At 41.1% G+C, this 16,403-nt stretch carries 11 protein-coding genes; 8 read left to right on the top strand and 3 right to left on the bottom strand.

Going from position 1 to position 16,403, the window contains the following annotated elements:
- Positions 1 to 577: 577 nt before the first annotated feature.
- A complete protein-coding gene (locus PY364_RS20860; RefSeq protein WP_275525900.1) occupies positions 578 to 2,614 on the bottom strand; it encodes a serine/threonine-protein kinase in 2,037 nt (678 codons plus the stop codon).
- Positions 2,615 to 2,843: 229 nt separating this feature from the next.
- Here PY364_RS20860 and PY364_RS20855 point away from each other — a divergent pair, with 229 nt between their 5' ends.
- The gene (locus PY364_RS20855; protein ID WP_275525898.1) at positions 2,844 to 3,008 is read left to right on the top strand and encodes a hypothetical protein; all 165 of its coding nucleotides are present in this window, start codon (positions 2,844 to 2,846) and stop codon (positions 3,006 to 3,008) included.
- Positions 3,009 to 3,099: 91 nt separating this feature from the next.
- Entirely contained in the window at positions 3,100 to 4,083 is a 984-nt protein-coding gene (gene msrP, locus PY364_RS20850; protein WP_275525897.1) for a protein-methionine-sulfoxide reductase catalytic subunit MsrP, read from the top strand.
- Positions 4,084 to 4,247: 164 nt separating this feature from the next.
- On the opposite strand, the gene asnB is transcribed toward msrP, so the two are convergent.
- Positions 4,248 to 6,092, bottom strand: a complete 1,845-nt coding sequence (gene asnB / locus PY364_RS20845) for an asparagine synthase (glutamine-hydrolyzing) (protein WP_275525896.1) — start codon at positions 6,090 to 6,092, stop codon at positions 4,248 to 4,250.
- A 532-nt stretch (positions 6,093 to 6,624) separates the two neighbouring features.
- On the opposite strand from asnB, the gene PY364_RS20840 reads away from it, so the two are divergent.
- The 6 genes from PY364_RS20840 (at position 6,625) to PY364_RS20815 (ending at position 14,171) form a co-directional block, all read left to right on the top strand.
- Positions 6,625 to 6,747: a hypothetical protein gene (locus tag PY364_RS20840; protein WP_275525894.1), complete on the top strand. Its 123-nt coding sequence runs from the start codon at positions 6,625 to 6,627 to the stop codon at positions 6,745 to 6,747.
- A 64-nt stretch (positions 6,748 to 6,811) separates the two neighbouring features.
- Positions 6,812 to 7,864 carry a sterol desaturase family protein gene (locus PY364_RS20835; protein ID WP_275525893.1) on the top strand — a complete coding sequence of 351 codons (1,053 nt, stop codon included), beginning with the start codon at positions 6,812 to 6,814 and terminating at the stop codon, positions 7,862 to 7,864.
- A 49-nt stretch (positions 7,865 to 7,913) separates the two neighbouring features.
- Positions 7,914 to 8,894 (top strand): sterol desaturase family protein, encoded by a 981-nt coding sequence (locus PY364_RS20830; protein WP_275525891.1) that lies wholly within the window; start codon positions 7,914 to 7,916, stop codon positions 8,892 to 8,894.
- A 58-nt stretch (positions 8,895 to 8,952) separates the two neighbouring features.
- On the top strand, positions 8,953 to 9,627 hold the full coding sequence (locus PY364_RS20825; RefSeq protein WP_275525889.1) for an NHLP bacteriocin system secretion protein: 675 nt from the start codon (positions 8,953 to 8,955) through the stop codon (positions 9,625 to 9,627).
- Positions 9,620 to 11,869, top strand: a complete 2,250-nt coding sequence (locus tag PY364_RS20820) for an NHLP family bacteriocin export ABC transporter peptidase/permease/ATPase subunit (protein ID WP_275525888.1) — start codon at positions 9,620 to 9,622, stop codon at positions 11,867 to 11,869. Before PY364_RS20825 ends, PY364_RS20820 begins: the two co-directional genes overlap by 8 nt.
- Positions 11,870 to 11,921: 52 nt before the next feature.
- A complete protein-coding gene (locus PY364_RS20815; protein ID WP_275525887.1) occupies positions 11,922 to 14,171 on the top strand; it encodes an NHLP bacteriocin export ABC transporter permease/ATPase subunit in 2,250 nt (749 codons plus the stop codon).
- A 47-nt stretch (positions 14,172 to 14,218) separates the two neighbouring features.
- On the opposite strand, the gene PY364_RS20810 is transcribed toward PY364_RS20815, so the two are convergent.
- On the bottom strand, positions 14,219 to 16,372 hold the full coding sequence (locus PY364_RS20810; protein WP_275525886.1) for a tetratricopeptide repeat protein: 2,154 nt from the start codon (positions 16,370 to 16,372) through the stop codon (positions 14,219 to 14,221).
- Positions 16,373 to 16,403 lie beyond the last annotated feature (31 nt).

Raw genomic sequence — 16,403 nt, 5'->3', positions numbered from 1 at the left:
GCCAACTACTACCAAGATGGTTGACGTAATACTTGCTACTGCGCTTGATTTGGTCAATATTAAGCAATTCAAAAACTGGTTTACAAGCTGCTGCTACTGTACTTCATAAACCTGGAATACGCTGTATCTTCCAGATAATCAAGTCTAGGGTGTCTAGGGCATTGATAATTAAGTATTGGACTCCCGATGATGGCATTGATTGAGTATTTATAGTTAAGCTAGTTAGCTATTTTATCACCCATTGCCAAAATAATTTTCAGTTTGATTGAGTGTTTATTTCAGCCCTCCCAAGCGTTATTTTGATATCATGTCCGGTTAAATACTTGTCATTGCGAGCTCCGCGAAGCAATCTCAAAACCTTGCGATTGCTTCGGGATTGCTTCGGGATTGCTTCGCGGAGCTCGCAACTGCGCTGCGCTTGGCTCGCAATGACACATCGTAAGTAATTTGCCGGAGATGATATAATTTGTTATCTGCCACGCCAACACAATAAAAAATTAGATTTTAGATTCAATTTAAAATCGCAATCTAAAATCTAATTTTATTAGATCAATTTTGTCCGCCTACTTAGGATTATTTATGGCGACAGATGCCACACCTTAATTGTGTCGTCAAAACTGCCACTAACTAATGTGTTACTTTTCGGACTAAAAGCAACTTCAACCCAAGAAGTATGACCCTTAAGCGTACCCATTAAACCGCCGCTACCTATCTGCCAAAGTTTAATCGTTCCACTCAAATCACCACTAGCTAAAGTTTCCCCATCAGGGCTAAAAGCTAAGGATTGAACTTTATCTAAATGGCCGGTCAGAGTTCGTAATAGGAAACCACGAGGTTGCTGGGATGTGCCAGTTTTCAAATCCCACAGTTTAATCGTATTATCCCAACTCCCAGAAGCCAAAGTTTGACCATCGGGACTAACCGCAACTGACCACACTGCATCTGAATGTCCTCTGAGTGTTTGGATCAGTTTGCCACTCCGCCAGTTCCACAGCTTAATCGTACCGTCATCGCTGCCAGTAATGAGAGTTTCGCCATTGGGGGTAAAAGCGACTGATTCGATTCCAGCAGAATGTCCTTTGAGAGTTTCTAACTCTTTACCAGTGTCTACTTCCCACAGTTTTACTGTTTGGTCTTTGCCAACGCTAGCGATCGCCTTGCCATCGGGACTGAAAGCTACTGAGAAAACACCGGCTGTATGGCCGTACAAAGTCTGTTTCAGTTTTCCAGTATAGAGATCCCAGATTTTAATCGTATCGTCTGCACTGCCGGAAGCGATCGCCTTCCCATCCGGGCTCACGGCCACCGACCAAACTGCCTCAGAATGCCCAATCAGCGTCTTCAGCAATTTGCCAGTACGCAGTTGCAACATCCGAATTGTCCCGTCTGTGTTACCAGTCACAACTACCCGACCATTGGGATTAACTGCTACTGACCACACAGGGCCGGCACTAAAGGCCAAAGTTCGCACCGGCGCGTTATCTTTCGACCTTTGACTGGCAAAGTCATCGATTCGCGGGGGTGGAAAGCGGATGTCGGGAATCGTAGCAGTGGGTTCCGGCGCGGTGAAAGCTGTCTGCGGTGGGGGAGATGGTAGACGATGGTTTAAGACGATCGATAAAACGGCAACTGCGGCCCCTCCCCAAGCGGTTAAAGCCCACTGTGGTTTATGCTGGGCTAAGTCTAAGGGTGTGGGGCCATATTTCAGTTCTTTGAGAACTTCCGTTGCTGACTGATAGCGTTTTAAGGGGTCGCGCTGGACGAGTTTATCGAGAATGCGACCGAGGCGATCGCTAACTGGTACTTTCAAATAATGCCGCCACGTCCAAGCATCGGCTTTAATATCAAACAAATCGAAAGGTGAAACTCCCGTCAGTAAGTGAATGCAAGTTACGCCTAAGCTATACAAATCGCTGGATGTGATGGGATTGCCTTTAATTTGTTCTGGGGCCGAATATTCCGCAGAACCGGCCGTTGGCTTAGTTTTGGCCCAAATGCCATGAACAGGGATAGCAGCGCCAAAATCAACTAAAACCAGATCGCCCTTTGTTCCCTTGGTTAAGGTTTGGGGGAAGCGGCGGATAATGTTTTGTGGTTTGATGTCGCGGTGAATTAATTGGCGATCGTGGATAAATTGCAATACTGGCAGCAATTCGCCTAACAGTTGCCAAATTGAAATTTCTTTAAAAATGCCCTGTTCGGAGATTTCACCCGCTAAATTGCGTCCTGGGATGTACTCTTGCACTAAATAGAGGCAACCGTTCTGCTCAAAAGATGCCCACAATTCAGGAATACGGGGATGTTTGCCTAACTTGTCCAGCATCACGGCCGAGGCGTGAAATTTACGAGAGAAATAGAAATTTACCTCTGCTGATTGCTTCTGAGTGTCGTCGCCAACTTCTGACTCAAAAAACTGCTGAATTACGCAGTGGGGTTGGGACGGTTTATCTCGATCGATCGCTAAGAAAGTGCGACCAGTCAGGCTTTGACCAAGAGTATCAAGGATGCAGTAACGGTCTTTTAATAGTAAATCTCCGCCGCAACTAGAGCAAGTTGTTGTGTTGCGATCGGGATTTTGGGGGTTCTGGCAATTGGGATTGATGCAGTAACTCATCTGTCTTTCCGCTAGAGACCCCCAACAGACCCAAGGTTTGTGGGGGAGGAAAGCGGGGCGGGTTATACCGCTTCCTATGGGCAAATAGTTTTCCAGTTTTTCTGTTTCGGGAACCGGAAAACCCGACTTGTCGCGATCGCACCTTTGTCCTCCTATTTGTTGGAGTGGAGTTCAGAGGGAGGCGATCGTTGGCAAGTAATTACAATATTTCGATCTATGATAACGATCTATGATAATTGTTTCCGAGATTTTCACCACAATTGCAGGGCGCGATCGCAATGTAAATTATTACTTATTTTCCAGCAATCAGGGGTTAATGGGAAAAGCGCTGTGGGGAATGGTTGCGATGCCTACGGCGCGGCGTTTCGCCATCGCGAGTTTACCTCTACTGTAATCGTGATTTTACTTAGATTCGATAAGTATTTGGTTATAATGTCCCCAAAGTCAACCGTGAAAACCGCAGATATTAAGTAATTAAAATACTTATGGCCTTAATCCGTATTGCCAAATCCTGGGAAATTCCCGAACGGGAAGTAACACCGGAAACAATTTTTATGAATCGTCGCCGCTTTGTCACCAGTTTAATTGGTATTGGTTTAAGTGCGTCCCTACTTCCACTTACTGGCTGTGATACCAATTCTGAATCTAAAGCCAAGTCAGGAGAAGAATCAAATCATATATATCCAGGGTTAACTCGCAATCCGAATTTTGCCCAAGTTGACAGACCAATAACTGAGGAAGACTTAGCGACAAAATATAATAATTTCTATGAATACGGCGGCACGAAATCTATTTGGCAATCTGCTCAAAGATTGCCGCTAGATAATTGGAAGGTAGAAGTTAGCGGCTTAGTAAAAAATCCCCAGATTTACGACTTAGACGACCTAGAAAAAAAATTCCCCATCGAAGAAAGAGTCTATAGGTTCCGCTGCGTTGAAGCTTGGGCGATGGTAGTGCCTTGGGTAGGATTTCCGATGAAGTTACTGATGGCAGATGTGGAACCGCTATCAAATGCTAAATTTGTGCGATTCACTTCTTTTTACGATCCTAAGATTACCAAAGGTCCTGGTATCTTGTCACAATTCTATCCTTGGCCTTATACGGAAGGCTTGCGAATTGAGGAAATGGCAAACGATTTAGCTTTTTTTGCGACTGGTATTTACGGGAAGTCTTTGCCAAAGCAAAATGGAGCTCCGCTGCGACAAGTGATTCCTTGGAAATATGGGTTTAAAGGCGCAAAATCAATTGTTAAAATTGAGTTTGTTGAGAATCAGCCAGAGACATTTTGGCATAAGATTTCGCCTAATGAATACGGGTTTGAGGCAAATGTGAATCCCGATAAACCGCATCCGAGATGGTCGCAGGCGACGGAACGGATAGTTGGTCCTGGTTCGAGTTTTTCCTGGGAAACTCGGCCGACTATTGTGTATAATGGTTATGGGGAATATGTGGCGAGTTTGTATGCTTGATTAAACATCTTAGATGATACTACTTTAAGGCTCTCCCGTACCTGTGGCGATCGGCAGGGCTTATTTTAGTAAGCAAGCTAATAACTTTTATCATCAAGAATCAAAGGTCTTAAAGCCCTAGCTTTCTCCCAAATTGCATTTTACTACAGAATGCCGCAAGCTCGCTACAAACGGACTTCTAATGGCGATCGCCCATATAAATAATCTCCAGGTATTCTAGAACTTCTCAGGCGGCAAAGCTCCTTAAAAACAGTCATTGCCATCCCATTTAATAACTGCTCAAAGCCGAGAATACCATTTTCGCTGCGATCTGGCTGCTCGAACCACTCCAGCATAGTTTCTGGTTTGAACAAGCACTTATCGGGATTATCAATATACTTTTGCTTAAACTCTGGAAAAATCCGCTGCACAATTTTATATTTCATGCGGTTGTAGATTTTAGGTTCTGTAGCGTGGGATTTTTGGCGATAGACAAAATCATTTGGCAACCACTCTTGAGCCATTTGGCGGATAATAGTCTTATTCCAAAACAGTGTAGGGTGATGTTGTGGCGGAATTGAAACGAGATATTGCACCAAACGATGATCTAAAAACGGCACGCGAGCTTCTATACTTTGATTCATAGAAGTACGATCTTCATGCCAGAGATTATAGTCTTGTAGGGAATAAATTTCCATCAACATTTCTTTTTGAAAGCTTGTGCAACCAGGAGGACAATATTGGAGAGTGTAATCAAATACAGAAGAACCATCCTTAAGTCCAGTCGATTTTTTGCGTTGGAGATTATACTCCTGTTTGCTAGCTAGTTCTGAGTTATACTCTTGCCAGTTTTTGACTGTTTTATCGTCTGCTGTAGAGTAACCACCAGCAAATTCATCTGAACCCTGTCCCAATAGCATCACCTTTAACTCAGGCATTACGGTTTTAGCATAACGATAGAGTTCATGCTTATAAATCCACTCTAGGTTAAATTTAGGAGAGTCGATTAACCAAATAAAATATTCCAGTGTTTCCAAGGAAAAATCGAGTTGGTCTAAGAATATTTCTGGGTCAAACCAAATTGGATGAAATGGCAGTTTCAACTGTTGGCAAAGTTGATATGCTGCTTGGAAATCTCCATTTTCGCGGGTGTTATCATCGCAAATATTGAAGCAGTGAAAATCCGGTTGTACCTGACGCGCAACAGCCGCAATTACCCCAGAATCAAGCCCACCGCTCAAACAAGCTCCCACAGGAACATCACTCATTAACCGCTTATTGACACTATCAACAAATAACTCCCGATATTCTTTAACATAATCGCTGGGAGTTCGTGTGTCATTTACGGGTTCGGTGACTAAGTAATCGGCTAAGTTCCAGTAGCATTGAGGAGTTACGGTTTCTGTGTGGGCATCGAACAACAGGTAATGTCCTCCTGCTAGGCGGTTAATGCCTCTGACATAGGAAGTGGTAGTGCTGAGATTAGTTAAGTCTTGAAACTGAGGATGCCAAGGTGTATTAGGGTGAGCTAGAAGAGATGCTAAGGTGGAACCGAAGATCAGTTGTGAATCAACTTGAGCGTAATATAAAGGTTTAATGCCAAGCCGATCGCGTGCTAGGAGTAATTGTTGCTTTTGCCCATCCCACAGTGCGATCGCAAACATCCCATTGAGGTATTCGAGGGCTTTGACTCCCAACTCTTCATACAAGTGAAGCACAATCTCTGCATCAGACTTGGTACGAAAGTGATGGTTTTCTCGTAATTGCGATCGCAACTCAAGATGGTTGTAAATTTCCCCATTCACCACGACAAACATGGTGTTATTTTCATTCCAAATTGGTTGCACTCCTCCAGTTACATCAATAATCGAGAGCCTTCTAAAAATCAACCAAAGGGGAGATGCGTTCACAACTTTTTCGTCGTCAGGGCCGCGTCGAAATAATTGTTTCCCCATTTGGGCAATATCTGTCCAATATTGTTGGGATTGTTGAGAATCTTGGAAGTCAATAAATCCAGCAAATCCACACATTATATCTTCTCGCTGCTAAATATTATTTACTAGGAATCGGGGTCAGGCTTACATAAATGAGTTGTAGCAAAATGCGCCTAAAACTACATTTTTACAAATGATTGACAGATAATATACCGGAGAATGTGAGTGGTAAGTGGCGATGTCAAGTAATCCCTGATTCCTGCAAACCTTATCATACATAATAGCTTCAATTTTTTGTAAAAATATATTACAAAGGGTTGACGTATTTCCAAAGACTGATTTATATTTTTCGCATTAACACCATCTACTTCGTAGATTACTAACCATGAAGAAGATTAACAAAGAAACCCAAACCAAATCTACAAACTCCACTCAGCCTCAAGAGCTAGATGATCGCATCCTCAAAGGAATCGCAGCAGGAGTCCTTCCTCCCAAGCCATAATACCCAAGAGGTATTCTCTTGAAATTCCTCACCTTCTAAGAAAAGGCTTGATGAGTTAGCCAGCTGATTCACTTGCTAATTCAGCTTCAATATTACCTGATAACCACAAGTAGGGAGCTTACAGCCATGAAGAAAATCAACAAAGAAACCGTATCAAAGGGTACAAACGAGACTCAAGTTAACCTGCAAGAGTTAGACGATCGCATCCTCAAAGGAATCGCAGCAGGAGCCGTTCCACCCAAGCCATAATGCCCAAGAGGAATCCTTTTGGGATTCCTCAGAAAGTTTCTATGATAATATTATTGATCAAATTATGGGCCTAGAGCAAACAATGACGGAAATATTAATGCGTATCTTGTCTCCATTTAAAGAGCCATTTACGCAGGGAAGTAATGTCTATTGGTTATATCTGTTTTCAGGTTTTGGATTGGCAACATTACTGTATAGATTTAAGTTAACAAATCAAGACAATCATAAAAACTTACTAGAATATCTTTTTCCTAAAGAAATATATTTACATTCTTCATTCATTACTCAATGCAAACAATATTTTGCGACGTGCTGGTATACCGTATTTATCTTAATACCACTCATAGGAGTTGTACAAAAAAATGCTCAAGATATAACTTCCCAAGCCTTGACACAAATCACAGGTATAACTACAGTTTTTGAAATAAAGAATCCTCAGTTAGTGCATTATTTAGCATTAACTATTTTTACGGTATTAATTGCCGATTTTGGATTTTTTGTAGGCCATTATATTGCTCACAAAATTCCGTTTTTATGGGAATTCCATAAAGCACATCATTCGGCTGAAGTTCTGACACCATTTACTACCTCTTACCTTTATAATCCATTCGATCTATTTGTAATTCAAATAATCAATTTTACAGTTATCAGTATCGGAAGTGGCATCTGGATATATATATTTGGAAATCAGATGCAAGAGCTATTAATTTTCGGAGATAATATCATAATTTTTATCTTATTTTTAGTGAATAACTTGCAGCATTCTCATTTCTGGGTGGCTTATCCTTACTGGATTGGCCATATTTTATGCAGTCCGGCTCAACACCAAATTCATCATAGTGTAGATCCCAAACATTGGGATAAAAACTTTGGTTCTCTATTCTCATTGTGGGACTGGATGATTGGCTCTTTATACGTGCCACGGGGTTATGAAAAACTGGATTTTGGTTTACCAGATGGGGAATCGAAGTTATTTAATGGTGTCACGAATATTTTTTTACAGCCATTTAGGGCAGTTTGGCAACGCAGCCGCCAAACTTCGGATCGCTCTGAATTAGGTGGAGAAAGCCATTCAGACCCTGAAGAGGGAAGCACAGAGCGCCAAGCAATTTTTTAAGGTTTCTATGATAACATTTTGAGAAAGTTATTGGCAGAGAGCAAAAATAATGGAAATATTAGCGCGTATCTTGTATCCATTTACACAACCATTTATGCCAACAAGTAATATCTATTGGTTGTATCTGTTTTCAACTTTTGGAGTGGCAACACTACTCTATATATTTAAGTTAACAAATCGAGATAATCATCAAAATTTACTAGAATACCTTTTTCCCAAAGAAATTTATTTACATCCTTCATTTATTAGTCAATGCAAAAACTATTTTGTGACGTGCTGGTATTTCATACTTATCTCAATACCAGCACTAGCGCCTCTACAAAAATATCTTATGGATATAACTTACCAAACCTTAATACAAACCACAGGTATAAATACAGTTTTTGAAATAAAGAATCCTCAGTTAGTGCATTATGTATCATTCACCATTTTTACGATATTAATTTTTGATTTTGGTCACTTTGTAATCCATTATATGGTTCACAAACTTCCGTTTTTATGGGAATTTCATAAAGTACATCATTCGGCTGAAGTTCTGACACCCATTACTGCCTACTTCTTGCATCCACTCGATATATTTGTACAGGAAATAACCATTTTGACAATTAGCAGTAGCGGCAGTGGCATCTGGGTATATCTATTTGGAAATCAAATGCAAGAGCTATTAATTTACGGAGTCAATATCGGAATGTTTATGTTCCTTTTAGTGGATAACTTGCAGCATTCTCATTTTTGGGTGGCGTATCCTTACTGGATTAGCCATATTTTAATCAGTCCGTCTCAACACCAAATTCATCATAGTGTAGACCCCAAACATTGGGATAAAAACTTTGGTGCTTGGTTATCATTGTGGGACTGGATGTTTGGCACTTTATACGTGCCACAGAGTTATGAAAAACTGGAGTTTGGTTTACCAGATGGAGAATCAAAGTTGTTTAATAGTCTAACAAATGTTCTTTTACAGCCATTTAGGGCTGTTTGGCAACGCAGCCGCAAAACCTTGGACAGTTCTCCATCAGGTAAGTTGTAAAGATAGATTACAGAAAGTTGACAGATATCAAAACCTCACTTATTGCTACTAAGCCTAAATGTCTGAGCCAAACAAAAGTCATTACTATAGAACAGAAGCACTAGAAAAGTTATCTTCTCCAGAACGACTAGATCAGCTAATGCAAGTGGTTACTCTCAAAGATTGGCTGTCGTTAGTTGCTCTAGGGATTTTATTGCTACTGCTAGTAATATGGAGTATTGTGGGAGAAATTCCGATTAGTGTAACGGGTGAAGGAATACTGATGCAAATTCGCCCAGTGGTAGAAATTCCGTCACATCTCCCAATACAACGACAAGAGAATAAAATAGTAGGTCTGATTTATTTTGCAGTAGAAGATGGGAAAAAGATTCAATCAGGAATGCCCATTTCAATCACTCCTACCACCGTTAAGCGAGAACGTTTTGGTGGCATCATTGGGAAAGTAACCAATGTTTCAGATTTTCCTGTAACCAAAGAGAGTGCAACTAATCTAATTGGTAATCCACAAGTGGTAGAACATCTCATCGGTAAAGGAGATGTGATGATCCAAGTAATTGCCGAACTCGAATCAAATCCTTCAGATTTCAGTGGCTATAAATGGTCTTATCGTCAAGGGCCAAAATTAAAAATTTCTGCCGGATCGATCGCAACGGCTAGAGTCAAACTAGAAGAGCGATCGCCGATTACCTTTGTCTTGCCAATTTTGAGACAATGGAGCGGAATTTATGACTAATCGTGTTAGAACCCCAACAATCCTACAAATGGAAGCTACCGAATGCGGTGCTGCCGCACTCGGAATTATTCTCGCCTACTATGGTCGAGTAGTACCATTAGCCCAATTACGTCAAGAGTGTGGCGTTTCCCGTGACGGTAGTAATGCTTTTAACATACTCGAAATTGCCAGACGCTACGGCATGGAGGCAAAAGGCTATTCCCTCTCTCTGGCTCAAGCTGAACAACTCAATCCTCCCTTCATTGTTTTGTGGAACTTTAATCATTTTCTAGTAGTAGAAGGACTGACTCATAAACAGGCTTTTATCAATGACCCGGCTACAGGGCCAAGGCGTGTGTCCTTAGAGGAATTTAGCGAGAGTTATACAGGAATTACTCTCACCATCAATCCCGGTTTGGAGTTCACAACAGGCGGTAGCAAACCTAGTATTCTCTTAGCTTTAAGGTCGCGTTTACGCGGTTCTATTTCTGCCCTCATCTATTGTATTATCGTTGGTTTCTTCTTGGTAGTTCCGGGGTTAGCTGTCCCCGCTTTGAGCCAAGTATTTGTAGACTATGTATTAGTAGAAAATCATAGTGACTGGCTGCGCCCCTTAATTATAGGAATGTTGGTAATGATGGTATTGCAAGGACTGCTAACATTGCTACAATTAGGGTATTTAAGACAGCTTAAGATCAAATTATCAGCGGGAATGTCGAGCCGTTTTCTCTGGCATATCCTGCGGTTGCCAGTAGGTTTTTTTGACCAGCGATTTGCTGGAGAAATCGGCGATCGCCTTCAGCTTAATGACCAAGTTGCAGAAGTGCTTTCAGGACAACTGGCAAGAACAGTGATTAATTTCGTGATGGTCTTCTTCTACGCCATAGTTATGTTTTCCTACAATATTCTACTGACTCTAATTGGCATTATTTTTGCTGGGGTAAATGTTTTTATATTACAGTGGGTAGCCCGTCATCGCGTAGATGGCTATCGACGTTTAAGTTATGATGTGGGGAAAGTCGCTGGGGTAGGTATGGCTGGACTTGAGGCAATAGAAACCCTCAAGGCATCAGCAATTGAAACAGATTTTTTCGCTCGGTGGTCGGGATACTACACTAAAGTTATTAACGAACAGCAAACCTTAGAGATAACTAATCAAACATTGGGAGTTTTGCCTCCTCTTCTGAGTTCTCTAACCTCCATGCTAGTTTTAGTGGTTGGAGGTCTACAGGTGATAGATGGAACTCTGACTATCGGTATGTTAGTGGCTTTTCAAAGCTTGACGATTAGTTTTCAAAAGCCTGTTAGCGAGTTAGTAAGTTTTGCCAGCACTATTCAGGAACTAGACGGCAATTTGAATCGCCTTGATGATGTCTTATGTAACCCAATTGATCCACAATTAGTAACAGAAGAAAAGGAGCAAAATAATGTATTTTATAAGCCCATCGATCCACAGTTGGCAACAGAAGAAAAGGAAGTAGATCGCTCTTACCAATCAACGCTAAACAATCAAAAATTAACGATTAACTATTACCACATTCAAGGTCAGGTCGAGTTGCGAGATATTACCTTTGGCTATGCAAGAGCCTATAAGCCATTAATTGAAAACTTTAATTTAACGATTAAACCTGGTCAGCGAGTGGCATTGGTTGGGGAAACTGGTTCTGGCAAATCGACGATCGCCAAATTAGTTGCCGGACTCTATCAACCTTGGTCGGGAGATATCCTGTTTGATGGTATTCCCAAAGCAGAAATTCCCCAGTCAGCGCTAACTCATTCCCTAGCAATGGTAGAGCAAGAAATTGTTCTCTTTGGTGGTACAGTGCGGGATAACCTAACTTTGTGGGATAAAACTGTGCCGATGTCTGAGCTAATTAGAGCTTGTCAGGATGCAGACATTCACGATCGCATTACAGCACTCTCTGGAAAATATGACGCACAATTAGGGGAGAGAGGGGAAGTTTTAAGTGGAGGGGAACGCCAGCGCTTAGAAATTGCTAGGGCTTTGATTCTCAATCCTACAATTCTTGTGATGGATGAAGCAACCAGTTCCTTGGACACAGAAACGGAACAGATTATTGATAACAATCTACGACGACGTGGCTGTTCTTGTTTGATTGTGGCGCATCGTTTGAGTACGATTCGAGATTGTGATGAGATTATTGTGCTAGAACAAGGTCAAGTCGTACAAAGAGGTACCCATGAAAATTTACGACAGGAGAACGGAATCTATCTTAAAATGCTGGAAGCAGATTTCCTTTAGCTGTTTGAATTCTTCCTTCTTCCTTCTAATTAATTAACGACCCCCGACAGATATGGCTATTAGTCAGCAAAAGCAGGCGGAAGTTGCCCAAAAGTTAGCTCAATTCCAAGAAACAGAAAACTTCAATCGTCAGGTGACAGCAAAAGCGATCGGGGAAATTGCTTCTCTGATTAAGCCTCAGTCACAGGAAAGTTTTCCAGAGGGCGATCCATTGTTAATCGCTGCTAAGGCAGTCGGAGAAGCGATGGGAATTACGATTAATTCAACTGCATCTTCAGAAAATCTTAACCAACTTAGAGATCCAATTAAGGCGATCGCTCGTGCTTCGGGAATCCGTATCCGGCGGGTGACTCTGCGCGATCGCTGGTGGCAAAAAGACTGCGGCCCCCTACTTGGCTACCTTCAGCAAGAAAATCAACCTGTAGCTTTGTTGCCGACAAAACCAGGGAATTATGAACTTTTCGACCCCATTTTAAGAACTCGCACTCCAGTCAGCGAATCTCAGGCTAAGTTACTTTCTCCAGTAGCTTATATGTTTTATCGCTCTTTACCCCAAAGAGCGATATTAGTCAACAACGCTGACGCGATCGCAGGCTGGGACTTACTCTGGTTTACCCTTCAAGATCGCCGCCTGGAAATACTTACCTTACTTTGGATTGGGATTTGTGTAGCTTTGTTAGGAGCGATCGCACCCTACGCAACTGCAATCCTAATTGACGATGCTATTCCTGATGCTAACCGGAAATTACTGTGGCAAGTGGGGTTAGGACTTTTAGCCGCTAGTTTGGGCAGCACCATCTTTCAACTTGTCCAAGGATTTGCGATCGTCCGATTACAAATCCTTGCTGAATCTATCGCTCAAACTGCTCTTTGGGATCGGCTTTTAAACTTAAAAATCTCCTTTTTCCGTGAGTATTCTACGGCAGATATTCTAATTCGAGTCTCAGGCATTAGTCAGATCAGCCATTTACTCAGCAGCTCAGTAACACAAATTCTTTTCACCAGCTTTTTTTCCCTCTTAAATATAGGTTTACTTTTCTTTTATAGCCCTCAACTCGCCTTAGTAGCATTCACGATTGCTTTGATAGCAATGCTTGTCACGATTACAGCTAGCATCCTCATTAATCAACAGCTACGTCCCAGGCAAGAACAACAGGGCAAAATTCTCGATCTGACAGTGCAGCTTATTGAAGGCATCTCTAAACTCCGAGTTGCAGGAGCTCAAAATCGAGCCTTTGCTTATTGGGCAAGCGAATATACTCAACTACTGGAGCGGGTGCGGAATACCCAGTTTATTAAAGATCTACTTCAATCGTTTAATACTGTCCTACCTACTGCCAGTCAAATTGTAATTTTTGCCCTAACTGTTAGCATCATTAACCAATCAGAACCAGGGAAAGACTTATCAACAGGAATGTTCCTTGCCTTTAACGCAGCTTTTGGCACTTTTATAACGGGAATTACGAACTTAAGTAATACCGTAGTCGAGATTTTAGAAATAGGAATTTTATGGGAGCGCACCCAACTAATTATTAATGCCGAATCAGAACAAAATTTAACTCAAGCCGATCCTGGTAAACTTTTAGGGCATCTTAAGTTAGACCGAGTTAGCTTTCGCTATTACCCAAATTCGCCCCTAGTTTTAGAAGAGATTAATCTAGAGGTACAACCCGGAGAATTTATAGCAATTGTTGGTGCTTCTGGCAGCGGCAAGTCAACAATTATTCGCTTATTACTAAGGTTTGAAACTCCCGAAGAGGGAACAATTTACTACGATGGTCAAGATTTAGCACAGCTAGATATTTCGGCGGTGCGCCAGCAGTTGGGAGTCGTCTTACAAAATAGTCGTCTTTTTACTGGTTCTATCTTTGAAAACATTTCTGGTGGTGCGTTACTTACCCTTGATGAAGCCTGGGATGCAGCAGAAATGGCGGGGTTAAAAGCTGAAATTGAATCGATGCCGATGGATATGCACACTGTCATCTCAGAAGGTGGTTCTAATCTTTCAGGGGGACAACGACAGCGACTTTTAATTGCTCGTGCTTTAGCATTAAAACCAAAAATTTTGATTTTTGATGAAGCTACCAGTGCTTTAGATAATCGCACTCAAGCCATTGTCAGTCAAAACATTGAACAGTTACAGGTAACTCGCATTGTCATTGCTCATCGCTTGAGTACCATTCGTCATGCTGACCGCATTTTTGTAATCGAAGCCGGTAAGATCGTGCAGCAAGGTAAATTTGAGGAACTTACTTCTAAAGATGGGTTATTGGCACATATTATGGCAAGACAACTATCTTAATGTAGCCCTTAATTGATGAATTTTAGCAATCATTATCTTATGTTTAATTAGGTGGGTTCACTTAAGGTCTCCTTTAATATTTGATCTCCATTCTCTGTAACTTTTTGATAAAAATTCTCTAAACCAGCGACGCAAACTCGATCGTCAAAAAGATAATCTTGCCGCTGACTCATCCTTTCTGAAATTTCACGCCGCCACTCTAATTCTAAACCCAATTTAACCGCAATGTCAATATATTCAACCTCATTTTGGGTAATGGTATCTGTCACTCCTAGCATCTTTAAGAAACTATCAGCGTGAAGACCGCGCATGAATTCTCCCGGACAAGTTACAATAGGTAAATTACACGCGATCGCTTCCAGAGAAGTATTCCCGCCAGACCAGGTAAAAGTATCCAAAAAGACATCAGAAAGAAAGTTAATGGCGATATAATCTTGGCGAGTAGGAATCGGCAGAAATAAGCAATAATCTTGATATTCAAGATTGACCTTTGCAAAAGCACGATTCAGGCGTTTTCGCAACAATTCCCCGCGAGGAAAAATAAATTGAGCTTGCGGAACGCGGAGGGCAATTTCAGCTAAAATGTAATCATATTGTGGTAAATATTTAAAGGGAGCTTGACAGCATAAATAAATAACTGCATCCTCTGGCAAGTTAAAATCGGAGCGAGTATTAGTTAATTTTCCGACAATTGGTTTCGGGTAAGCAACGCCAATATTAGGTAAGCGAATCAGGGTTTCTGAGTAATGTTGCTGTGCATTTTTCGGTTCCATCAATTCACTGGATAAATAATAGTCAATTGTTGGCAAACCCGATGTTACCGGATGGCCCCAGGCTGAACATTGTATGGGAGCAAGACGCAAAGCTGCTATTTGTATAGTAGGTGCATCCATGCCAATTTCTGGAAATACCAGAATATGCAATTTGTCGGCGATAATTTGTTGGCTAACTGCTTCTAAATTGTGAGGGATATGGTGAAAAACATCACTGCTATCTCGGAATTGTTGAGTGATTAAATCGGGATCGTTTCCTGTATAATAACTATAAATTTCAAACTTGCTTTTGTCGCTGTAACGCAACCAACCAGTTAGCCATAAAGTGCCGCTATAAGAGTGCAAGTAATTGGAGATATAGCCGACTCTGATTTTACCATTTTCTGGCAAGGTAGGCATCGATCTCGGCTCAACCCACTGGGGATAGTTTGCTGCTAATATTTGATGTAATAAGTTACCATACTTTGATTGTGATTCTACAACGTTGTGGGCTTGATAAGCTAAGTAAAAATTAGTGTAAGAACCAATACCTATGAGAGTATTGATTTTATCTTCTGGAGTTTCGAGAGATGTTTTCTGGATTAAATTATCTAGCTTCTGAATGAATCGCTGGCGATAATATTCTATTTCCTCTAGAGTGTCGTAAACTATTGGTAGTAGTAAATTTTTAAATAGCTGAAAAACGTATTCGTTTGGTAATAATTCTGCGGCTGTATCTGCACTTGAAATAGCTTCTTTTGTATATCCATTTTGCTGTAATATTGTAATTAGGTAAAAGTGTAGTTTACCTGTGGTAGGGTAAATGCTGAGGCCTTCTTGAAGAATTGCGATCGCGTCATCTATTTTCTTAAGATTTCTCAAACATTCGCTTAAGCTAAAATAAACTTCTGCATCTCCTGTTTGGCTTTGCAAAAACCTTTGATAGCGGCTAACTGCTTCCTCGTATCTACCTTGCTGGTAAGATTGGTTTGCTAAGTTTAAAAGTAATGATGGTTCTAGTTTCAACGATTGCGGCTTACTGAGATCGTCTATTTCTAAAATGGGAATATTGGCGAATCCTGAATCTGCGATCGCTTCCTCATTTTCTACTATTAACTTAATTCTGTATTGAATCTGCGGTAAGATATTTTGCCATTCGTCTTGGCTAAGGTTTTCTAGCATAATTATTTCGGGTTCGCTGTCAGCATCTAAATCTTCTTGGAAAAGCAAATCGAGCATAATTCCTGATAAAATCAAGTTAAAAGCGAAGTCAGATTCTCGATCGAGATTGCTGCTATCTATCAAGAGTGTAATATTATCCTTGTCTGGGTGAATCAAGATAGCTTTTATTATTTGTTCTAAATCTAAGTATAGGGAGTCTTCTGGTTGACTCCAATCTGGGAATATAATTAAATTAAACAGTTTTAAATTAATTTGTGTTGTCTCCATTATTTTATGCTAAATTTATTAGGACTTACGC

Origin of the sequence: Kamptonema sp. UHCC 0994 (assembly GCF_029167235.1) — a bacterium.
GTDB lineage: Bacteria > Cyanobacteriota > Cyanobacteriia > Cyanobacteriales > Microcoleaceae > Kamptonema.
The sequence above is the reverse complement of the archived record's forward strand: the minus strand, read 5'-3'. Positions and strand labels throughout refer to the sequence as shown.

Coding starts and splice junctions, on each gene's coding strand:
- PY364_RS20860 (WP_275525900.1), bottom strand. CDS start 2,614: ATGAGTTACTGCATCAATCCCAATTGCCAGAACCCCCAAAATCCCGAT.
- PY364_RS20855 (WP_275525898.1), top strand. CDS start 2,844: ATGATAATTGTTTCCGAGATTTTCACCACAATTGCAGGGCGCGATCGC.
- msrP (WP_275525897.1), top strand. CDS start 3,100: ATGGCCTTAATCCGTATTGCCAAATCCTGGGAAATTCCCGAACGGGAA.
- asnB (WP_275525896.1), bottom strand. CDS start 6,092: ATGTGTGGATTTGCTGGATTTATTGACTTCCAAGATTCTCAACAATCC.
- PY364_RS20840 (WP_275525894.1), top strand. CDS start 6,625: ATGAAGAAAATCAACAAAGAAACCGTATCAAAGGGTACAAACGAGACT.
- PY364_RS20835 (WP_275525893.1), top strand. CDS start 6,812: ATGGGCCTAGAGCAAACAATGACGGAAATATTAATGCGTATCTTGTCT.
- PY364_RS20830 (WP_275525891.1), top strand. CDS start 7,914: ATGGAAATATTAGCGCGTATCTTGTATCCATTTACACAACCATTTATG.
- PY364_RS20825 (WP_275525889.1), top strand. CDS start 8,953: ATGTCTGAGCCAAACAAAAGTCATTACTATAGAACAGAAGCACTAGAA.
- PY364_RS20820 (WP_275525888.1), top strand. CDS start 9,620: ATGACTAATCGTGTTAGAACCCCAACAATCCTACAAATGGAAGCTACC.
- PY364_RS20815 (WP_275525887.1), top strand. CDS start 11,922: ATGGCTATTAGTCAGCAAAAGCAGGCGGAAGTTGCCCAAAAGTTAGCT.
- PY364_RS20810 (WP_275525886.1), bottom strand. CDS start 16,372: ATGGAGACAACACAAATTAATTTAAAACTGTTTAATTTAATTATATTC.